This is a genomic window from Rahnella sp. PCH160 (assembly GCF_047784855.1).
Lineage (GTDB): Bacteria > Pseudomonadota > Gammaproteobacteria > Enterobacterales > Enterobacteriaceae > Rahnella.
In genome coordinates this window covers 702,086-722,472 of the sequence record NZ_JBLOGT010000001.1, presented here as the reverse complement: position 1 = coordinate 722,472, position 20,387 = coordinate 702,086, and the positions used below count along the sequence as shown (strand labels likewise).

Here is a 20,387-nt window from a genome sequence, read left to right as displayed (position 1 = left end):
CTGGGAGGGGGTTTAGGCGACAAAACAGTGGGTTATGCTCACTTAAAATATGTTTTTTTGACCTTAATACCTCACCCCATGCCTCCCCTTCGCAGGGGAGGGAGCGGATTGAAGTCGCTTTTAAGACGCCAGCGACAAATGTTTCTTCTGCTGTTTGTGCGTTTCCAGCCATTCGGCGACGCGCTGTTGCTGCGCTTTATCCAGCCACATACCGAGTTTGGTACGACGCCAGATGGCGTCATCGAGCTGTGAAACCCACTCTTTTTCCACCAGATAGCGCAATTCGGCTTCATATAAACCGTGACCGAAATCTTCGCCCAGCGATTCGATGCCGGTCGCGTCATTCAGGAACAGTTCCGTCTGGCTGCCGTAGGTGCGCGCATAACGGCGTGCCAGTGATTCCGGCAACCATTTGAAGCGGTTGCGCAGATTTGCACTGTACGTATCGCGATCGCCATTCAGCTTACCGCCAGGCAGAACGGCGGTTTTCGTCCAGGCCGGGCCGGCTTTCGGGTAGTACTTCACCAGTTTTTCCAGCGCGTGCTCGGCCAGTTTACGGTAGGTAGTCAGCTTGCCGCCAAATACCGAAAGCAGCGGCGCTTTGCCATCCTGATCGTGAACATCCAGCGTGTAATCGCGGGTGACCGCCTGCGGAGAATCGGACTCATCGTCGCACAGCGGACGAACGCCGGAGTAAGTCCAGACGATATCTTCCGTGGTCAGCTGCTTTTTAAAGTGGTCGTTATACACTTTCAGCAGATAGCTCACTTCGTTATCGTCGATTTTCACGTCTTTCGGATCGCCGTGATATTCCACGTCGGTGGTGCCGATGATCGAGAATTCATCCAGCCACGGGATCACGAACACAATACGGTGATCTTCGTTTTGCAGAATGTAAGCCTGTGGCTGATTGTGCGCGCGCGGAACCACAATATGGCTGCCTTTGATCAGGCGAATGCCGTAGGGCGATTTCAGCTTCAGGCCGTCGTCGAAGAAATGTTTTACCCACGGGCCGGTGGCATTCACCAGACCTTTGGCGCGCCAGGTGAAGGTTTTGCCGGTATCGATATCTTCGGCTTCCACCACCCACAAACCGTTTTCACGCCATGCACGGGTGACGCGGGTGCGGGTACGGACTTCGCCGCCGCGCTCTTCGACTTCCTGCGCGTTCACGACGACTAAGCGCGCATCGTCAACCCAGCAATCTGAGTATTCAAAACCTTTGGTCAGTTCTGGCTTCAGTACCGATTCGCTGCCGAATTTCAGGCCTTTACTGGCGGGCAGGCTGGTACGTTTGCCCAGATGGTCGTACAGGAACAAACCGGCGCGGATCATCCAGGCCGGACGCAAATGCGGCTGATGCGGCAGACGGAAACGCATCGGGAAGGCAATATGCGGTGCCATTTTTAACAGCACTTCACGTTCAGCCAGCGCTTCGCTGACCAGACGGAATTCGTAGTGTTCCAGGTAACGCAGGCCACCGTGGATCAATTTAGAACTGGCCGAAGAGGTCGCGCAGGCCAAGTCTTGCGCTTCAAGCAGCAGAACAGACAGCCCGCGGCCAGCTGCATCGACTGCGATGCCGGTACCATTAATACCGCCACCAATTACGATCAAGTCTTTGGTTTCCACGTCATCTTCCTCCAGATGTTCGCAATAGCTCTTTTATGTTCGTTTTCGCTCACGATTGTAATCGAGATTCGACAAACAAGCCAAGAGTTAACCAAATAAAAACAATTATGCGTGATGAAGGTAACATTTTTGTGTCAGTCACGCGCAAAACGGTAGTGTGAAGACAAAACCGAACGCAACAGCGCGTGGAATTTTTCGAAATTGTTCGTTTTACGCAGAGGCTGGGAAGGGAGATAAAACAGGAGCGCACAGGCGGCGCTCCCTGAAAGACCCGGAAATCAGCAAAGCTCGAGGTGTACGTCGTACTTATCGATGATTTGCTTCACGCTCTCCGGCGGCTGTTTGTCGGTAAACAGATAGTGAATCAAATCCATTTTACCGAGGTTAACCATCGCGTTACGACCAAATTTGGAATGGTCAGTCACCAGCATCACGCAGCGGGAGTTTTCGATAATCGCGCGCTTGGTTCGCGCTTCGTGATAGTCGAATTCGAGCAGCGAGCCGTCCATATCAATGCCGCTGATGCCGAGAATGCCGTAATCGAGGCGGAACTGAGAGATGAAATCGAGCGTCGCTTCACCCATCACACCGCCGTCGCGGGCGCGGACTTCGCCACCGGCGAGGAACAGACGGCAATCGTCTTTGGCGCTGAACAATGTCGCCACGTTCAGGTTGTTGGTGACAATCCGCAGATCTTTATGATTGAGCAGTGCGTACGCCACCGCTTCCGGCGTGGTGCCGATATCGATAAACAGCGTGGAACCGTCGGGGATCTGGCCCGCGACGCGTTGAGCAATGCGCGCTTTCGCTTCTGACCACATCACTTTGCGATCGTTATAGGCCGCATTAACGGAACTCGACGGCAGCGCTGCACCGCCGTGATGCCGGTGGATTTTGTTCTGTTCAGCCAGATCATTGAGGTCGCGGCGGATGGTTTGCGGGCTGACCGCAAAATGATCAACCAGTTCTTCGGTGCTGACATAACCCTGCTGGCGAACTAACTCGATAATCGCGTCATGGCGTTGTGTTTGTTTCACCCAAATCCCCTACTTGCGTTTTTTGCGCGGTGAGCGCGTATCAACAAATGCCATCACCAGACCCAGACCCAGGCCGAATGTGTGGGCAGCATTGGCTACCGCTGCACCCCCTGTGGCATAGCCGATGAACATGAAGATCAGCGAAATAGCCAGTAATCCTCCGGGAACGTACAACCGGCTTTCGGGTTTCAACACACCGGTCAGCCAGACATAACCCATCAGAGCGTAGACCACGCCGGACAAACCGCCGAACCACGAACCGTTGACCATCGACTGGCCCCAGCCGCTGATCAGCGCCGCAATCAGCGTAACGGTGAATAATTTTCCGCTGCCGAGATGCTGTTCAATCTGACTGGCCATATACCACCACCAGGCCAGATTGATGAGCAATGAAAATAATGAAAAATTCATCAGAGCAGGCGTAAACCAGCGCCAGACCTGCAAATACCGCGAGCTGTCCGGCCATGCCAGCCAGTCCATCACCTGCTCAAAACCGACCATCTGCTGAAGAATATAGACGGCGATACATAGCACGATCATGCCAATCGTCAGCGGGCCTGCACGGCTGCGCAGCGTTTTCATAAAGGGGGTATGGGACATATGTAAACCCGGCTGCGCTTTGCCGGTTTGCCAGCTGGCGGCCTGATAGCGGGGGTGAAGAGGGTCACGAACAAACAGCGCGACCTGCTTCTCCGCTTCTTCCAGACGTGATTCGTCTTCCAGCCAGAGCTGGACTTCCTGACTTTCGTGTTTAATTGTCAGCGTAAAGCCCTGCGTGGCCATGTAATCGACAAAGGCCTGAGCGAGGCGAGGGTTGTTCAGGTTAAGAATGCGCACCATAGCGTTAAGTGATTTCCCTAATTGTTTGATTTGTAAATTTCATTTCACATAGCGATGTATTCGTCACCTGATTATCTGTCAGCATCATCATGGTTAACAGGCTCATGCTAACCTAAATGCTGACGACATCGCATTTTGCTCACGGGAAGACACCCCAATTTTGCTGGCAAGGGTCGGCCACTGTCTGACAATTTGCTGGCAGTGACGAATAATCTCCTGTGCATCACTGTTTGAAATCCGAAAAACTGGCGCGACAGAAAGCGCTAAATCCAGATCCATAGCGTTATCGGCTTCGCTGATATTCAGTTTTAATCCTGCACTTTGCGCCACCGGATTCATGTCATACGCCGGTGAAAGCCGCCAACCTTTTCCCGGTTCCAGCAGAAAACCATGATTGCGCAGGTGATCTTCAGTATTGGAAACCAGCAAGTTAAAAACAATTCGTGACCACAGTTCACGCAAATCCCTGTTCGGCTGTGCGCCCTGATTAATGAGCACAGCAGCCAGTTCAAGATAACTGACACCGGTGGACGCGTCTTCGCCATCCTGGTGCCCGGTCAGAGTCATCGCCGAAGCGAAGTGTCTACGCTGGCCCCGCAATGTTCGGTCAAAACGTTTCACTAAAAAACAGTGATGGGGATTGGCATAACGGCGGGCAAGGCTTTCGGGCACGTTCAGGCCACAGGCTTTTGCCAGCGTATTGACGACCAGTTCCCACGCGCCAACGTTGTATTCATCATTAATGCTGGGGAATTTCGCGATCCAGAGATGACCATCTGGTGCACAGACGCTGGCTTTGGGGCGTGCGCCGCCGAGAGAGCCGCCCGGCGCAATCAGCAACCGAAGCCATTCATCTGCATCCGGGGCCAGATTTTCACTATCTTTTTCCAGCGCGAGGCTGGCGGCCTCAAGCTCGCGAATTTGTATGAAAGGCGGAGCGGCGACATCGTGCCGGTCATCCAGAAAATGGCCTTCATCATTAAGCCTGAAGCGCAGCGCACCGATGCGGTAATTATCATGAACGCCGAGCAGATAGTCGGATTCATGCAGTCGCTGTGTGGCAATCGCTAATCCTGCACGTTTTTCACGTTCCAGCCGCCTTTTCATTAACAACCGGCCCCAGCGGTCAGGGCTGCTATCGGCGAAGGCGCCAAAAATTTGCTGGCCTTGTGCGGGATATTGCGGGCCGGTGAACAGGCCAATCCAGGGATCGAGCTGGAGATTAGCCAAGTCAGGATGTACCAGTGCCTGATGGTCGAATTCCCAGGCAAACACTTCACGCCCGGCGGCCTGATGCACATTCAGGAAACCGAGGCGCAAAGGCGCAGCAAGTGGCTCCCAGTCAGCGTACACGGCTATCCTTACCGTCATTTTTTAGTCCTTTTTTTCTTATTCTTGTCCGTCTTTTCATCACGGGTGAGCAGTGAGGCTAAAGATTCTGCGCTGAGGAAATCTTCATCTGCCCAGTGACTTTGCTCATCAGGATCAACAGGATTTAAAGGTTGTTGATCAGCCGCTATTGATATGGGCGTTTTTTTAGCGCGAGGTTTGCGTGGCGCAGGTTTGCCGGGCAGCAATTTGGCATCCTGCAACTGACGCCCGAAGGGATCATCCTTCAGGAGAAGATTTAAATCTTCTTCCACACCTAATACCTGCATGACAGCGAGATACGCACCAATGGTCACCCCCACACTGCCACGTTCAAGATTTCGCAGTGTCATCGGAACCATCCCCGCCCGCTCTGCGACCTGTGCCGCGGTCAGCTTACGGCGATATCTCGCCAGACGAAGGCGCTCACCAAATGCCACTAATAGTGATTCTGTTGCCGGGAGTAATGGAGATGTTTTTCTGGGCATGGGCGCAGCCAATGTGGAAGCTAAACTGTCACTATTATGGCGATATTACACGAATATCGCCATAATAATTACACATTGATGCGCCGAAGTTGTGATGTGGCGCGCTAAAGAAACGGAGAATTAAAGCCCTTCCAGCGCCTGTTCCAGATCGGCAATCAGGTCGTCGGTGTCTTCGATACCGATACTGATGCGCACCAGCCCGTCGGTAATCCCGCTCTGGCGGCGGACTTCCGGCGCGACGGCGCTGTGAGTGGTCGAGGCCGGATGACAGGCCAGCGAGTCGGTATCGCCGAGAGAAACCGCCTGCGTGATGATGTTCAGTTTATCCAGGAAAGTCCGTGCAGCGTTCAGCCCGCCTTTCAGCTCAATCGCCATAATCCCGCCGAACAGTTTCATCTGACGCGCCGCGACGGCATGGCCCGGATGTTCCGGCAGCCCCGGATAAAATACTGTGCCGACTGCGCTGTGGCCGTCGAGGAATTCCGCGACAGCCTGTGCGCTCAGTGAGCTGGCTTCCACGCGCAATGGCAGGGTTTTCAGCCCGCGGATCAATAAGCTGGCTTCGAACGGGCTCAGGCAACCGCCGAACTGTTTCAGGCTCAGTGTGCGGATTGGTGTAATGAATGCCGCAGAACCGGCCACCACGCCGCCGGTCGCATCGCCGTGACCGCTGATGTATTTGGTCGCCGAATGCAGAACGATATCGATGCCCAGCGCCAGCGGACGCGTCAGGTATGGCGTCGCGAAGGTATTATCCACCACGCTGATTGCGCCAGCTGCTTTGGATAAACGCGCGATTTCCGCCAGGTCGGCAATGTCCAGACCCGGATTTGCCGGTGTCTCAACCAGCACGACTTTGGTGTTTTTCGTGAACGCGGCTTCCAGCTCGCCGACGTTTGCGACGTGAACCGGTTTGATGCCATAACGTGGCAGAAGATTACGCACCACGCCTTCGGTTCCGCCGTACAGCGTGCCGACATGAATAATTTCATCGCCCGGCACCAGCAGGGCAAATAATGTTGCGCTGATCGCCGCCATGCCGCTTGCGCAGGCCACGGAGGTTTCTGCGCCTTCCAGCGCGGCCAGTTTCTGCTCGAAAACTGTCACTGTCGGGTTAGCAAAACGGCTGTACATGTAGCCCGGTTCTTCACCGCTGAAACGGCGCGCACCGCTGTCAAAATCCGGATACGAGAACGCGGAAGAGGCTGTAATCGGTGTCGCGACGGCACCGGTCTGGGCATCGGGCTGCTGGCCACCGTGAACGGCGAGTGTACGCATGCCCAGAGAACGTGTTGTGTTCAGTTGTTTCATCTTGAAATCCTGTCGATAGTAGGCGGAAATTATATCAACACTGGAGAAAGGTAGCTTTTTCGGCTTAAGAACATTTTCGGCGCAAACCGGATAGCCTGGTTATAAAGACTCGGTTTTTGAAGACTCTGGTCTGCGCCGGAGAGAAGGGGATCAGGCTTCGATATCGTGCGGGAAGGTTTGTGACCAGGCTTCAAAGCCGCCGTCAACGCTGTAAACAGACTCAAACCCCTGACTTATCAGGAATTGCGCCGCGCCACGGCTGCTGATGCCGTGATAGCACATGACCAGAACCGGCGTTTTGGCATCGGCCTTTTCCATAAAGGCGCGCATGCTTTCATTGCTCAGATGGAATGCGCCGGGCGCATGTGCGGCACCAAAACTTTGCGGGTCACGGATATCGACCATCACCGCTTCGCCGGATTTCAGACGGGTATGCGCCTGTTCAACGCTGATTGCTTCAAATTGTTCCATTCTGATCGAGCCTCATAAAATGTTATGCCGCCATTCTACCTAATAATTGCCTGACGAAGACCCGATGGATTGCAGGGATAAAGGTTAAACCAAAATCACTTTCACACCTTTAAGGCGTAATTTTTCGATAATTTCGACATCGGCTTCTTTACCGGTGATCAGCACATTGATTTGTTCCGTGCGGCTGAACAGCATACCTGCGCGTTGCCCGACTTTGCTGCTGTCGACGAGTACCGCCAGATTTCCGACGTAATTCAGCATCTTCTGTTCGGCCATTGCGGTCAGCATATCGGTTTTATACAGGCCGTCTGGCGTCAGCCCTGCGCCGCTGGTAAACATCCAGTGCCCGGCGTACAGACTGGCGTCGCCATCCTGCGGTGCCAGCGTAATCGACTGACTTTTATTGTACTGCCCGCCCATAATGACCACGCTGTCGTGCTCCTGTTCAATCAGGTAATTGGCCAGCGGCAGATAGTTAGTGATCACCTGAATGTCTTTCCCGCACATTTCGCGCCCGAGCAAAAACGCGGTTGAGCCGCAGTTAATCACCACGCTTTCGCCCGGCTGGCACAATTCGGCCGCGGCTTTGGCGATACGCATTTTTTCGTTGAGATTATGGGTCTGGTGAATATTAAGCGGAGTCCAGTTCTGGCGCGGCTGGTTAACGGCTTCAGCGCCGTTGCGCACTTTGCGCAATTTTCCCAACTCATTAAGTTTCGTAATATCGCGACGCGCAGTGGCCGGTGAAATATCAAAATGATCAATGATATCAGCGACAGAAATCTGGCCCTGACGCTGCAAAAGATCAAGGATGGCATTGTGGCGTTGTGGCTCTGTCATGGTGTCTCCGCGGGAATGAATGATTACCGCGTGATTATAAACGAGCAGTAATGCGAATAACATTGTTTCTGAAAAGGCGGAGAGAATAGTCTCCGCCTTTTCTCACAATGCTTTAGAGGAACGATTTAAACGGTAAGTCGGTGTCTGTCGTAAAGCAATCTTCGAATCCACGCGGGTAGTGATATTCGAAATTGTCTTTGTCATTCGGATACGTGAATTTGCCGCCAACCTGCCAGATGAAGGGCTTGAAGCCATATTTCAGGCGGTCTTTTTTCATCTCCCACAGCACGCGGATTTCCTGCGGATCCGCCTGGAAATTCGACCAGATATCATGGTGGAACGGGATCACGACTTTGGTGTTCAGCGATTCCGCCATACGCAGCATATCGACGCTGGTCATTTTGTCGGTCACACCCCGTGGATTCTCGCCGTAGGAGCCCAGTGCGACGTCAATTTTGTACTCATTGCCGTGTTTCGCGTAGTAGTTGGAATAGTGCGAATCCCCGCTGTGATAGAGGTTTCCACCCGGCGTTTTGAACAGATAATTCACCGCGCGCTGATCCATCATGTCCGGCAGAACGCCCGCGGCTTTCTGGTCGGCAGGCAGGGTGATCAGTACCGTGCGGTCGAAAGAGTCCAGCGCGTGGATTTCCACATCTTTGATTTTCACCACTTTGCCCGGCGTCATGACGATGCAACGTTCTCTCGGTACACCCCAGCTGATCCACAAATCCACGCAGGTTTGCGGGCCGATAAACGGCACATCGGAAGCGCAGTTTTGCATCACGGCGGCCGCGACGTTCACATCAATATGATCGTTGTGATCGTGGGTGGACAGGACGGCGTCGATCTCTCTGATCGCAAACGGATCAAGCACGAACGGCGTGGTACGCAGGTTCGGTTGCAGCTTTTTCACGCCTGCCATGCGTTGCATCTGGTGGCCGGTTTTCATCAGCGGGCTGCTGTGATTTTGCTTGCCCACGCCACACCAGAAGTCGACACAAATGTTCGCGCCGCCCTCAGATTTCAGCCAAATCCCCGTACAGCCCAGCCACCACATCGCAAAAGTGCCTGGCGCGACTTTTTCCTGCTCGATTTCTTCGTTCAGCCAGGTGCCCCATTCCGGGAACGTGTTGAGGATCCAGGATTCGCGGCTGATCGTTTCTACTTTGCTCATTGTATTCCCTCATCTGAGTTTGGTTTGAATGATTAAATCACAATAAATCATTTAATGATTAAATATGATTTGATTGTGAGAAACTTATCATCGAAATTTTGTCATGACAATGATTTTCATTGGCGTTTTTTTGACCGGTTATTGGCGGTAATAAGGCAAGGTAACGGAATAAGCAGGAAAGGTAGGTCATGAAAATATTTGTTTATTCACATGATAAATATACAAAATATTAATTTATCGCGTTATCCCGTGAAGGATGGGATGACGATATCTTGCGAGACCGCTCACAAATAATCATTATGAATCTTTATCTGATTTAATGTGAGCATTAGAGTGCATCTGTCCCTCACTGTTTAGTGCAGAGTCCTGCGCTGAAGAGATCAAACAAGGTCAGACGGAGAGTTTTATGGAATTCCTCTACACCCTCTTTACCGTATTTTTTAATCAGGTAATGACCAACGCGCCGTTATTGCTGGGGCTTGTGACCATGCTCGGTTACATCCTGCTCAGGAAGAGCGCGACGGTTATCATCAAAGGCACTATCAAAACCATCATCGGTTTTATGTTGCTGCAGGCGGGATCCGGCATTTTGACGGGCACATTCAAACCTGTGGTGGCCAAACTTTCGGAAGTCTACGGCATTAACGGCGCGATTTCTGACACCTACGCCTCAATGATGGCGACGGTAGAACGCATGGGCGATGCCTACAGCTGGGTCGGCTATGCGGTCCTTATCGCGCTCGCGCTGAACATCCTGATGGTGGTTTTTCGCCGGATTACCGGCATCCGCACCATCATGCTGACGGGCCACATCATGTTCCAGCAGGCGGGGCTGATTGCCGTTTTCTTTTACATTATCGGCTGGCCGATGTGGACCACCATCTGGTCGACGGCGATTCTGGTTTCGCTGTACTGGGGGATTACCTCCAACATGATGTACAAACCGACGCAGTCCGTGACCGAAAACAGTGGTTTTTCTATCGGACACCAGCAGCAGTTTGCGTCATGGATTGCCTGTAAAGTTGCGCCGTATCTCGGCAAAAAAGAGGACAGCGTTGAAAACCTCAAACTGCCCGGCTGGCTGAATATTTTCCACGACAATATCGTTTCCACCGCCATCGTGATGACCGTGTTCTTCGGCATTATCCTCAGCTCGTTCGGACTCGATACGCTGCAAAAAATGGCCGGTAAAACACACTGGACAATTTACATCCTGCAAACCGGGCTGATGTTTGCGGTTGCCATTTTCATCATCATTCAGGGCGTGCGGATGTTCGTCGCTGAACTGACTGAAGCCTTTAACGGTATTTCCCAACGCTTAATTCCTGGTGCCGTTCTGGCTATCGACTGCGCGGCGATTTACAGCTTCGCGCCGAACGCCGTGGTCTGGGGCTTTATGTGGGGCACTATCGGCCAGCTGATTGCCGTCGCCATTCTGTTTGGCGTGGGCTCTTCCATCATGATCATTCCCGGCTTTATCCCGATGTTCTTCTCTAACGCCACCATCGGCGTATTTGCTAACCACTTCGGTGGCTGGCGCGCTGCGCTGAAAATTTGTCTGGTGATGGGAATGATCGAAATCTTCGGCTGCGTCTGGGCCATCAAACTGACCGGCCTCAGCGCCTGGATGGGCATGGCCGACTGGTCAATTCTGGCACCGCCAATGATGCAGGGATTCTTTAGCGTTGGCATGGCCTTCATGGGCGTTATTGCCGTGATCGCTGTGCTGTATATGTTCTTCGCCGGCCGTACGCTTCGCGCCGAAGAAGATGCCGAAAAACAAGCTCTTAATGAGTCCACTTCCCACTAATCAACGAGGTTCCCATGACAGTACGAATTCTGGCAGTTTGCGGTTGCGGGCAAGGCAGTTCGATGATCATGAAGATGAAAATTGGCCAGTTCCTGACACAGGAAGGCGTGGATCACACCATGAACAGCTGCGCAGTCGGTGAGTACAAATCTGAGCTGAGTGGCGCGGACATTATTGTGGCGTCCACGCACGTTGCTGACGAAATCACCGTCAGCGGCAACAAATACGTCGTGGGTGTGCGCAACATGCTTTCGGCAGCGGATTTCGGCCCGAAGGTCATGGAAGTCATTAACGCCCACTTCCCGACGTCGCTGAAAAAGTAAGGAGCGCGCAATGAAACTGCGAGATTCGCTGGCCGAGAATAACTCGATTTGCCTGAACGCCGAGGCAGAAACCTGGCAGGAAGCGGTAAAAATTGGCGTCGATTTGCTGGTCGCCGCCGACGTCGTCGAGCCGCGTTATTACCAGGCGATTCTGGACAGCGTTGCGCGTTTTGGCCCGTACTTTGTGATTGCGCCGGGCCTGGCAATGCCGCATGGCCGCCCGGAAGAGGGCGTCAAAAAAACCGGTTTTGCGCTGGTTACGCTGAAAAAACCGCTGGTGTTTAATCATGAAGATAACGATCCGGTGGATATCTTAATCACGCTGGCCGCCGTGGATGCCAATGCGCATCAGGAAGTGGGCATCATGCAGGTCGTGAATCTGTTTGATGACGAAGCCAACTTCGACCGCCTGCGCGCCTGTACCACCGCTCAGCAGGTGCTGGATTTAATCGACCTGACGTCCGCTTCGGCGGTTCACTGATTCATTATTTAGTCACCAGAGAAGGAATTCATTATGTCTCATTCATTACCGATGTTGCAGGTTGCGCTGGATAACCAGTCCATGGACGACGCTTACAAAACCACGCGTCTGATTGCCAATGAAGTCGACATTATTGAAGTCGGCACCATCCTGTGCGTGGCAGAAGGCGTGCGTGCGGTGCGTGACCTGAAAGCGCTTTATCCGGAAAAAATCGTGCTGGCCGACGCCAAAATTGCCGACGCGGGTAAAATCCTTTCGCGCATGTGTTTTGAAGCCAACGCTGACTGGGTCACCGTGATTTGCTGCGCTGACATCAACACCACCAAAGGTGCGCTGGACGTGGCGAAAGAATTTGGCGGCGACGTACAGATTGAGCTGACCGGTTACTGGACGTGGGAACAGGCGCAGGAATGGCATGACGCGGGCATCCAGCAAGTCGTTTATCACCGCAGCCGCGACGCACAGGCCGCCGGTGTGGCATGGAGCGATGCCGATATCACGGCAATTAAACGCCTTTCCGATATGGGCTTTAAAGTCACGATCACCGGCGGTCTGGCGCTGGAAGACCTGCCGCTGTTCAAAGACATTCCGGTACACGTTTTCATCGCAGGGCGCAGTATCCGTGACGCCAAAGACCCGGTAGACGCGGCGCGTCAGTTCAAAAAATCCATCAGCCAGCTCTGGGGCTAAGGAAAATCGTATGATGCATAAAGCCGTTCCACTCGGGATCTATGAAAAAGCGTTGCCTGCGGGTGAAGACTGGCTGATGCGCCTGACGCTGGCGAAAGAGCTGGGGTTTGATTTCGTCGAAATGTCGGTCGATGAAACCGATAGCCGGTTGGCGCGGCTTGACTGGTCACGCGAGCAACGTCTGTTAGTCGTCGATGCGATTTCGCGCACCGGCATCCGCATTCCGTCGATGTGCCTGAGCGCACACCGGCGTTTCCCGCTGGGCTCTGAAGACGATGAAACCCGTCATCAGGGGCTGGAAATCATGCGTAAAGCTATCGTGCTGGCGCAGGATTTAGGCATCCGCGTCATTCAGCTCGCCGGTTATGACGTCTACTACCAGCAGGCCAACGATCATACCCGTGAGCGTTTCCGTGCCGGTTTGCAGGAATCCGTCGAAATGGCCAGTCGGGCGCAGGTCACGCTGGCGATGGAAATCATGGATTACCCGCTGATGAATTCAATCAGCAAAGCGTTGGGATATACGCATTACCTGAATAACCCGTGGTTCCAGCTGTATCCGGACATCGGCAATTTATCGGCCTGGGACAACGACGTGCAGATGGAACTGGCGAGCGGTGCCGGGCATATCGTCGCGGTACACATTAAAGATACGCAGCCGGGTGTATTCAAAAATGTCCCGTTCGGCAGCGGCGTCGTGGAATTTGAGCGCTGCTTCGAAACGCTACAGAAAAGCGGCTATCGCGGGCCTTATCTCATCGAAATGTGGAGTGAAACCGCTGCTGACCCCATGCAGGAAGTCCGCAACGCGCGCGCGTGGGTCGTGGATAAAATGCAGAAAGCCGGGCTGGATATGGGAGACGTGGCATGACGGAATCACTGAAACAACGCGTTTTTGAAGCGAATATGGCGCTTCCGGCGTACGGTCTGGTGACATTCACCTGGGGTAACGTCAGCGGCATCGACCGCGAGCGCGGGCTGGTGGTCATCAAGCCGAGCGGTGTGGAATACGAGAAAATGCAGGTCAGCGATATGGTGGTCGTGAATTTGCGCGGGGAAGTGGTTGAGGGGCGTTACAGGCCGTCTTCGGATACCGCCACGCACCTTGAGCTTTACGCGCGTTTTCCTGAACTCGGCGGCATCGTGCATACCCATTCGACTCATGCGACGTCGTGGGCACAGGCCGGCGTTGCCATTCCCGCATTAGGCACCACGCATGCGGATTATTTTGCGGGCGCGATCCCGTGTACCCGCGCGCTGTCGCGTGAAGAAGTGGCCGGAGAATACGAACTGCAAACCGGCCGGGTGATTGCCCAAACGCTGGAAGGCATTAATCCGCTGCACATGCCCGGTATTTTGGTGGCACAGCACGGCCCGTTCTGCTGGGGAACCACGCCGGAGCAGGCGGTGCATAACGCCGTTGTGCTGGAAGAAGTCGCGAAAATGGCGTGGATCACCGGCACGCTGCAACGCTCGCAGCCTCCGATGGATGATTATCTGCTGCAAAAACACTTCAGCCGCAAACACGGGCCGGATGCCTATTACGGGCAGAAATAGACCTATTACTGCCAAAAATAGAAAAGCATTACATAAGTTCTGAATCGCCAGCCAAACCCCCTCCCAACCTCCCTTCGCAGGGGAGGGTTGGGAGGGGGTATTAATGACATCTCCGGCCATGCCGAAATTCCCTCAGACATGATTTCATGCATTTTTTGCCGTTCAGGCAGTGAGCATTTTTTCGACATAGGGTTTATACATAAAGATGCCCAGATCACATTTTTCATCACATTTGCATTTTTTCTCACGGAAACATTCCGTCCCCACTGACAGAAAAGAGACTGCCCTATGTCGAAAATCACGCTCAAGCAGGATGTTTTTTTGGCGGCGCTAACCCGCCAGTGGCAAGCGTTTGGACTCACTTCAGCCAGGGACATGACCCGGCATCAATGGTGGCACGCGGTCAGCGCCGCCGTGGCTGAACAACTCCCGCCGCAAAACGAGTCCGTGAGCAGTAAAAGTAAAAAGATCACCCGCCACGTTAACTACATTTCGATGGAATTTCTGGTCGGGCGTCTGACCGGAAATAACCTGATTAACCTCGGCTGGTATGAAAAAATAGCCAGCGCGCTTGAGCCGTTTGATATCAACCTGACAGACCTGCTGGAAGAAGAAATCGACCCGGCGCTCGGCAACGGCGGGCTCGGGCGTCTGGCGGCCTGTTATCTCGATGCGATGGCGTCGGTCGGGCAACCGGGCACCGGCTATGGCCTGAATTATCAGTACGGTCTATTCCGCCAGCGCTTTGTCGAGGGCAAACAAAAAGAGTCGCCGGATGACTGGCACCGCAGTGAATATCCGTGGTTCCGCCATAACAGCTCGCTGGCGGTGAGTGTCGGTATTGGCGGGAAAATCGTGAAGAACGAGCAGGGCGTTTCCCGTTGGGAACCCGAATTCACGCTGCGCGGCGAAGCCTGGGATTTACCGGTGATAGGGTATCGCAACGAAATTACGCAGCCGCTGCGTTTATGGGAAGCCACGCATCCGCACCCGTTTGATCTCGAAAAATTCAATGACGGCGAGTTTCTCAAAGCCGAGCAGCAGGGCATTGATGCGGCCAAACTCACCAAAGTGTTGTATCCGAATGACAACCATCAGGCCGGTAAACGCCTGCGCCTGATGCAACAATATTTCCAGTGCGCCTGTTCGGTGGCGGATATTTTACGGCGTCACCATTTCCTGGGCCGCAAAATCAGCGAGTTGCCAGATTACGAAGTGATTCAGCTCAACGATACCCATCCGACCATCGCCATTCCGGAAATGCTGCGCATACTGATCGACGAACATCAGCTGAGCTGGAACGATGCGTGGCACATTACCAGCCGCACGTTTGCGTATACCAATCACACGTTAATGCCCGAAGCGCTGGAAACCTGGGACGAAAGTCTGGTGCGCAGCCTGCTGCCGCGACATTTCCAAATCATCAAACAAATCAACGCCAACTTCAAAAAGCGGGTCAGCAAAACCTGGCCGGGGGATGAGGCGGTTTGGGCGAAACTGGCCGTACATCACGACAAACAGGTACGGATGGCGAATCTCTGCGTGGTCGCCGGTTTTGCGGTAAACGGCGTGGCGGCGCTGCATTCTGATCTGGTGGTCAAAGACCTGTTCCCGGAATATCACCAGCTGTGGCCGGAAAAATTCCACAACGTTACCAACGGCATTACACCGCGCCGCTGGCTGAAACAGTGTAATCCGGCGCTTTCCGCCCTGATTGATGAACGCCTCAAAACAGATTCCTGGGTGAATAATCTGGATCTGCTGAAAGGTCTGGAAGACGGCGTTAAAGATAAAAAATTCTGTAAGCACTACCGCAAAATCAAGCACGACAACAAAGTCCGGCTGGCGGAATACGTCTGGCATCGCATGGGAATCAGACTTAATCCGGATGCCATTTTCGATGTGCAGATTAAGCGCCTGCACGAATACAAACGTCAGCATCTCAATTTACTGCACATCCTTTCGCTTTACCGCCAGATCCGCGACAACCCGAAACTCGACATCGTGCCGCGTGTTTTCCTGTTTGGTGCCAAAGCGGCGCCGGGCTATTACCTGGCGAAAAATATCATTTATGCGATCAATCAGGTCGCAGAGAAGATCAACAACGATCCGATCGTGGCCGATCGAATCAAAGTGGTGTTTATCCCGGATTATTGCGTGTCGGTCGCGGAACTGATGATCCCTGCGGCGGATGTTTCCGAGCAGATTTCAACGGCTGGGAAAGAAGCGTCGGGCACCGGCAACATGAAGCTGGCGCTTAACGGCGCGCTGACCATCGGCACCCTGGACGGGGCGAATGTCGAAATTGCCGAGCAGGTGGGCGAAGACAATATCTTCATCTTTGGCCTGACCGTGGATGAAGTGAAAGCCGAGCTGAAGAAAGGCTATAAGCCGAAAGCCGTGGTGAAAAAAGACAAACATCTCAAGGCGATTCTGGATGAACTGGCCAGCGGTTTTTATGCCAACGGCGATAAAAAGGCCTTCGATCTGATGCTCAGCAGCCTGCTTGATGGCGGCGATCCGTATCTGGTTCTGGCGGATTTTGCGCAGTATTGCGAAGCGCAAAAACAGGTCGATAAATTGTACCGCAACGCGGACGAATGGACGCGCCGCACGCTGCTCAACACCGCGCGTGTCGGGATGTTCAGCGCAGACCGTTCCATCCGCGATTATCAGCAGCGTATCTGGCAGGCAAAACGTTAGGAGCAGGCATGGAGGATAAGCAACTTGTTGAGGCCGCGCGCCGGGCAGGTATTTTAGACAGCTTTATAAATATGTCGGATGAAGTGGAAACGGTGTCCAGCGAAACGCGGGCATCGCTGCTGGCGGCTATGGGGCGTGATCCGGAAGATGTGCCCGAGGTCACGCCTTTGCCTGCGGTAAAAGTGTTTACGGAAGGCAAAAACGTGCTGCTGACCCCGGAAGGCAGCGGCGCATTCGGCTGGCAATTCACGCTTGAAAATGGCGACCAGACGGAGGGCATCGTTGAGGTTGGCAAAGCCCTGAATCTCAGCGCCGGATTGCCAACGGGTTACCATCAGCTGACGTTATCGCAAAACGGCAAAATCTGGCCGTGCCGGATTATTGTTGTACCGCAACGCTGTTATGAGCCGCCCGTGCTGCTTGCCGGTAAAAAATTGTGGGGCGCGACGATTCAGTTATACACACTGCGGTCGGAAAATAACTGGGGCGTCGGCGATTTTGGCGACCTGAAAAAAATGGTGGAAGAAGTCGGCCAGCGCGGCGGCGCGTTCGTCGGGCTGAACCCGATACACGCGCTGTATCCGGCCAATCCTCTCAGCGCCAGCCCGTACAGCCCGTCGTCACGCCGCTGGCTGAATCTGGCGTACATCGACGTGAATGCGGTGGAAGAATTTACCGCCAGCGATGTAGCGCAAAGCTGGTGGCATTCCATCGAAACGCACGATGCATTGTTGCAGGCGCGCAGCACCGAGTTTGTCGATTATCCGCTGGTGATGCGGTTGAAATTAAACGCGCTGAAACTGGCCTGGCCGTACTTTGACGAACTGCCGGAAGCCAGCCAGCGCAAGCGGGATTTTCGACGCTTTGTGCTGCTGGGCGGAGAAAGCTTGCGGCAACAGGCGCTGTTCGATGCGCTGCATGTTCATCTGCGGGATTTAGATCTCGGATTGTGGGGCTGGCCGGTGTGGCCCGATGCGTATCGGGACAGCAAGGGGGCAGACGTGGCGGAATTCAGCCAGCGTTATACCGGTGAAATTGAGTTCTATCAGTGGCTGCAATGGCTGGCGCATACGCAATTTTCAGAATGTTATCAACGCAGTGTGGAACTGGAGATGCCGCTGGGTTTGTACCGTGATCTGGCGGTCGGCGTGGCGGAAGGCGGTGCGGAAACCTGGTCAGATCCGTCGTTGTATTGTCTGAATGCGACGATTGGCGCGCCGCCGGATATTCTGGGGCCGCAGGGGCAAAACTGGGGGCTTCCGCCCATTGATCCTCACGAAATGAAAGCCCGTGCCTATCAGCCGTTTATCGATTTGCTGCGTGCGAATATGGCAGAATGCGGGGCTTTGCGTATCGACCACGTAATGGGGTTGCTGCGCTTGTGGTGGATCCCTTTCGACCAAGAGGCGGGCAACGGCGCGTATGTCCGTTATCCGCTGGAAGACCTGCTCGGCGTGTTGGCGCTGGAAAGTCAGCGGCATCAGTGCATGGTGATTGGCGAGGATCTGGGAACCGTGCCGAAAGAAATTGTCGCCAGCCTGCGTGACAGCGGCGTCTATTCCTACAAAGTGCTGTATTTCGAGCACGATAAAACTTTCACCTATCGGCCGCCTGAAAACTATGTCGTTCAGGCGATGGCGACGGTGACCACGCATGATTTACCGACCTTGCGCGGTTACTGGGAAGGCGGGGATTTAACGCTCGGCGCGACGCTGGGCGTATACCCGGATCCGCAGGTGCTGGAAAAGCTGCGCGCCGAACGCGAGCGCAGTAAGCAGGGGTTGCTGGATGCGTTGCATCTGACGCGTTGCGTGCCGAAATCCACCGGGCAAACGGCGGCAAAAATGCCGATGACGCCTGAGCTGAACCGGGGGATTCAGCGTTATCTGGCGGGCAGCGCCAGTGCATTACTCGGGCTGCAACCGGAAGACTGGCTGGATATGGCGACGCCGGTTAACGTGCCCGGCACGAACACTGAATACCCCAACTGGCGGCGCAAACTGACGCACACGCTGGAAGCGTTGTTCAGCGATGAGCACATTAATCTGCTGCTGGCAGATTTGAACCGGAGACGGTTAGCGACCGCTGAGTCGTTTGCTAAACCCCCTCCCAACCCCCCTTTTCGCAGGGGGAGGAGCTAAAAGCAAAACCTCAAAGGCGGCTTCGGGCAGCTCCCTCCCCTGCGAAGGGGAGGGTTGGGGTGGGGTATTAATGGCGACGCCCGTATTCAAACCATAAAAAAAGCACCCAACGGAAGGGTGCTTTTTACATTCTGTCTGATCAACGGTTAATCAGTAGAAAGAGTGCTCGCCGCGCTGGTGTTCAGTCAGATCGCGAACGCCTTTCAGTTCCGGGAAGTTTTGCAGCAGTTCTTTTTCGATGCCGTCTTTCAGGGTGACATCAATCATAGAACAGCCGTTACAACCGCCGCCGAACTGGAGAACCGCGATGCCGTCGTCGGTGATTTCCATCAGGGAAACACGACCGCCGTGGCTGGCCAGCTGCGGGTTAATCTGCGACTGCAACTGATATTCAACACGTTCCATCAGCGGTGCATCGTCAGACACTTTGCGCATTTTAGCGTTAGGCGCTTTCAGCGTCAGTTGGGAACCGAGCTGATCGGTGACAAAGTCGATCACCGCGTCCTGCAAATAAGGCGCGCTGAGTTCGTCAATGAAAGCGGACAGTTTTTCGAACTTCAGTTCGGTATCCGTCGCTTCAATGGCGTCAGGTGGGCAATAGGAGACACCGCATTCTGCGGTCGGCGTACCGGGATTGATCACGAATACGCGGATTTGGGTGCCTTCTTCCTGGTTTGCCAGCAATTTGGCAAAGTGCTCTTGGGCAGCATCGGTAATAAGGATCATAACATTCGCTCAATAGTTGACTACTCTAGTTGGTTATAATACGCCCTTTGTTTTTAACCGTCACCCTTCACGTTGCCAGAGTGTTAGCAGCAGGTGCTCACGTCTGTAATGTCCGGCAGATACACGCGATTTGTACCGAAGCAACACCCTGACTGACGAGCATTTTGCTGATTTCCCGCACCGTACTCCCGGTGGTGACCACATCATCGAGCAGCATCACGTTTTTACCGCGTAAATCGGCATGGCAGCTAAACGCTTTGCGCAGATTCCACTTTCTTTCCCGTTCGCTCAGGCTTTGCTGTGACACGGTGCGCCGGTCGCGGCTCAGGGCGTACGGGCGGTATTCGCAGTGAAGCCAGCGGGCCAGCGGCCGGGCAAGCAATTCACTTTGATTGTAACCCCTGGAAAAATAACGTTTCTGATGCAGCGGCACGCTGAGAATGATGTCCGGGCGCGGCAGAGTGCCAGACCGCCAGCGCGCCAGCCAGCGCAGCAGAAACAGGCGCGCCAGCGTAGTATCCAGCTCGGGAAGATTGGCGAATTTGAGCCGCAGCACCAGTGCGCTGACCGGCGGTTCATACGGGCTGGCGAAAACCAGCGCGTCCCACGGCGGAGGTTTCAGCAGGCAGCGTCCGCAATCAAGATTTCCCCCGGCGCCGGGCAAACCGCAGCGCGGGCAGCAGGGCGGTGCGGTGGGCAGATGTCTGAGGCACAGACTGCAAATTCCCTGTATCGCCAGGTGCAGCGGACACTGACATAGCCAACAGCGGCTGGCAATTGTTAGCATAGTGG

19 protein-coding genes are annotated in these 20,387 nt (G+C 54.2%); 8 read left to right on the top strand and 11 right to left on the bottom strand.

Going from position 1 to position 20,387, the window contains the following annotated elements; all coding sequences use genetic code 11:
- Positions 1-120: 120 nt before the first annotated feature.
- The 9 genes from glpD to ulaG form a co-directional block, all read right to left on the bottom strand.
- Positions 121-1,632: a glycerol-3-phosphate dehydrogenase gene (gene glpD / locus ACM5QY_RS03370; RefSeq protein WP_416119197.1), complete on the bottom strand. Its 1,512-nt coding sequence runs from the start codon at positions 1,630-1,632 to the stop codon at positions 121-123.
- Positions 1,633-1,910: 278 nt separating this feature from the next.
- A complete protein-coding gene (locus tag ACM5QY_RS03365; RefSeq protein WP_104923688.1) occupies positions 1,911-2,669 on the bottom strand; it encodes a DeoR/GlpR family transcriptional regulator in 759 nt (252 codons plus the stop codon).
- 9 nt (positions 2,670-2,678) lie between these two features.
- Entirely contained in the window at positions 2,679-3,509 is an 831-nt protein-coding gene (glpG, locus tag ACM5QY_RS03360; protein WP_416119196.1) for a rhomboid family intramembrane serine protease GlpG, read from the bottom strand.
- Positions 3,510-3,611: 102 nt separating this feature from the next.
- Positions 3,612-4,880, bottom strand: a complete 1,269-nt coding sequence (locus ACM5QY_RS03355) for a type II toxin-antitoxin system HipA family toxin (protein ID WP_416119195.1) — start codon at positions 4,878-4,880, stop codon at positions 3,612-3,614.
- On the bottom strand, positions 4,877-5,365 hold the full coding sequence (locus tag ACM5QY_RS03350) for a helix-turn-helix domain-containing protein (RefSeq protein ID WP_416119194.1): 489 nt from the start codon (positions 5,363-5,365) through the stop codon (positions 4,877-4,879). Before ACM5QY_RS03350 ends, ACM5QY_RS03355 begins: the two co-directional genes overlap by 4 nt.
- A gap of 120 nt (positions 5,366-5,485) precedes the next feature.
- The gene (locus ACM5QY_RS03345) at positions 5,486-6,676 is read right to left on the bottom strand and encodes a trans-sulfuration enzyme family protein (protein WP_416119193.1); all 1,191 of its coding nucleotides are present in this window, start codon (positions 6,674-6,676) and stop codon (positions 5,486-5,488) included.
- A 150-nt stretch (positions 6,677-6,826) separates the two neighbouring features.
- The gene (gene glpE / locus ACM5QY_RS03340; protein ID WP_416119192.1) at positions 6,827-7,147 is read right to left on the bottom strand and encodes a thiosulfate sulfurtransferase GlpE; all 321 of its coding nucleotides are present in this window, start codon (positions 7,145-7,147) and stop codon (positions 6,827-6,829) included.
- Positions 7,148-7,231: 84 nt separating this feature from the next.
- Positions 7,232-7,987 (bottom strand): HTH-type transcriptional regulator UlaR, encoded by a 756-nt coding sequence (gene ulaR, locus ACM5QY_RS03335; protein ID WP_416119191.1) that lies wholly within the window; start codon positions 7,985-7,987, stop codon positions 7,232-7,234.
- Between the two features lie 112 nt (positions 7,988-8,099).
- On the bottom strand, positions 8,100-9,164 hold the full coding sequence (gene ulaG, locus ACM5QY_RS03330) for an L-ascorbate 6-phosphate lactonase (protein ID WP_165060948.1): 1,065 nt from the start codon (positions 9,162-9,164) through the stop codon (positions 8,100-8,102).
- A gap of 406 nt (positions 9,165-9,570) precedes the next feature.
- On the opposite strand from ulaG, the gene ulaA reads away from it, so the two are divergent.
- The 8 genes from ulaA (at position 9,571) to malQ (ending at position 18,869) form a co-directional block, all read left to right on the top strand.
- Complete coding sequence (gene ulaA, locus ACM5QY_RS03325) at positions 9,571-10,974, top strand: PTS ascorbate transporter subunit IIC (RefSeq protein WP_416119190.1); 1,404 nt, start codon at positions 9,571-9,573, stop codon at positions 10,972-10,974.
- Positions 10,975-10,988: 14 nt separating this feature from the next.
- On the top strand, positions 10,989-11,297 hold the full coding sequence (gene ulaB, locus ACM5QY_RS03320) for a PTS ascorbate transporter subunit IIB (protein ID WP_104923679.1): 309 nt from the start codon (positions 10,989-10,991) through the stop codon (positions 11,295-11,297).
- Between the two features lie 10 nt (positions 11,298-11,307).
- Positions 11,308-11,778, top strand: a complete 471-nt coding sequence (gene ulaC / locus ACM5QY_RS03315) for a PTS ascorbate transporter subunit IIA (protein ID WP_416119189.1) — start codon at positions 11,308-11,310, stop codon at positions 11,776-11,778.
- A gap of 33 nt (positions 11,779-11,811) precedes the next feature.
- On the top strand, positions 11,812-12,468 hold the full coding sequence (locus ACM5QY_RS03310) for a 3-keto-L-gulonate-6-phosphate decarboxylase UlaD (RefSeq protein ID WP_416119188.1): 657 nt from the start codon (positions 11,812-11,814) through the stop codon (positions 12,466-12,468).
- A gap of 10 nt (positions 12,469-12,478) precedes the next feature.
- Complete coding sequence (locus ACM5QY_RS03305) at positions 12,479-13,339, top strand: L-ribulose-5-phosphate 3-epimerase (protein ID WP_416119187.1); 861 nt, start codon at positions 12,479-12,481, stop codon at positions 13,337-13,339.
- Positions 13,336-14,025 (top strand): L-ribulose-5-phosphate 4-epimerase, encoded by a 690-nt coding sequence (locus tag ACM5QY_RS03300; protein ID WP_416119186.1) that lies wholly within the window; start codon positions 13,336-13,338, stop codon positions 14,023-14,025. The genes ACM5QY_RS03305 and ACM5QY_RS03300 overlap by 4 nt, the downstream gene beginning before the upstream one ends.
- A 288-nt stretch (positions 14,026-14,313) precedes the next feature.
- Positions 14,314-16,728 (top strand): maltodextrin phosphorylase, encoded by a 2,415-nt coding sequence (gene malP / locus ACM5QY_RS03295; RefSeq protein WP_416119185.1) that lies wholly within the window; start codon positions 14,314-14,316, stop codon positions 16,726-16,728.
- Between the two features lie 8 nt (positions 16,729-16,736).
- Positions 16,737-18,869, top strand: coding sequence for a 4-alpha-glucanotransferase (gene malQ, locus ACM5QY_RS03290; protein ID WP_416119184.1), 2,133 nt, complete (start codon positions 16,737-16,739; stop codon positions 18,867-18,869).
- A 150-nt stretch (positions 18,870-19,019) separates the two neighbouring features.
- On the opposite strand, the gene nfuA is transcribed toward malQ, so the two are convergent.
- Both nfuA and gntX read right to left on the bottom strand, forming a co-directional pair.
- Positions 19,020-19,595: a Fe-S biogenesis protein NfuA gene (gene nfuA, locus ACM5QY_RS03285; RefSeq protein ID WP_416119183.1), complete on the bottom strand. Its 576-nt coding sequence runs from the start codon at positions 19,593-19,595 to the stop codon at positions 19,020-19,022.
- Positions 19,596-19,692: 97 nt separating this feature from the next.
- Positions 19,693-20,382: a DNA utilization protein GntX gene (gene gntX / locus ACM5QY_RS03280; RefSeq protein ID WP_416119182.1), complete on the bottom strand. Its 690-nt coding sequence runs from the start codon at positions 20,380-20,382 to the stop codon at positions 19,693-19,695.
- Positions 20,383-20,387 lie beyond the last annotated feature (5 nt).

Coding starts and splice junctions, on each gene's coding strand:
- gntX (WP_416119182.1), bottom strand. CDS start 20,382: ATGCTAACAATTGCCAGCCGCTGTTGGCTATGTCAGTGTCCGCTGCAC.
- nfuA (WP_416119183.1), bottom strand. CDS start 19,595: ATGATCCTTATTACCGATGCTGCCCAAGAGCACTTTGCCAAATTGCTG.
- glpG (WP_416119196.1), bottom strand. CDS start 3,509: ATGGTGCGCATTCTTAACCTGAACAACCCTCGCCTCGCTCAGGCCTTT.
- glpE (WP_416119192.1), bottom strand. CDS start 7,147: ATGGAACAATTTGAAGCAATCAGCGTTGAACAGGCGCATACCCGTCTG.
- ACM5QY_RS03300 (WP_416119186.1), top strand. CDS start 13,336: ATGACGGAATCACTGAAACAACGCGTTTTTGAAGCGAATATGGCGCTT.
- ulaR (WP_416119191.1), bottom strand. CDS start 7,987: ATGACAGAGCCACAACGCCACAATGCCATCCTTGATCTTTTGCAGCGT.
- ACM5QY_RS03345 (WP_416119193.1), bottom strand. CDS start 6,676: ATGAAACAACTGAACACAACACGTTCTCTGGGCATGCGTACACTCGCC.
- ACM5QY_RS03305 (WP_416119187.1), top strand. CDS start 12,479: ATGATGCATAAAGCCGTTCCACTCGGGATCTATGAAAAAGCGTTGCCT.
- ulaB (WP_104923679.1), top strand. CDS start 10,989: ATGACAGTACGAATTCTGGCAGTTTGCGGTTGCGGGCAAGGCAGTTCG.
- ulaA (WP_416119190.1), top strand. CDS start 9,571: ATGGAATTCCTCTACACCCTCTTTACCGTATTTTTTAATCAGGTAATG.
- malQ (WP_416119184.1), top strand. CDS start 16,737: ATGGAGGATAAGCAACTTGTTGAGGCCGCGCGCCGGGCAGGTATTTTA.
- ACM5QY_RS03355 (WP_416119195.1), bottom strand. CDS start 4,880: ATGACGGTAAGGATAGCCGTGTACGCTGACTGGGAGCCACTTGCTGCG.
- ulaG (WP_165060948.1), bottom strand. CDS start 9,164: ATGAGCAAAGTAGAAACGATCAGCCGCGAATCCTGGATCCTCAACACG.
- malP (WP_416119185.1), top strand. CDS start 14,314: ATGTCGAAAATCACGCTCAAGCAGGATGTTTTTTTGGCGGCGCTAACC.
- ACM5QY_RS03310 (WP_416119188.1), top strand. CDS start 11,812: ATGTCTCATTCATTACCGATGTTGCAGGTTGCGCTGGATAACCAGTCC.
- ACM5QY_RS03350 (WP_416119194.1), bottom strand. CDS start 5,365: ATGCCCAGAAAAACATCTCCATTACTCCCGGCAACAGAATCACTATTA.
- ulaC (WP_416119189.1), top strand. CDS start 11,308: ATGAAACTGCGAGATTCGCTGGCCGAGAATAACTCGATTTGCCTGAAC.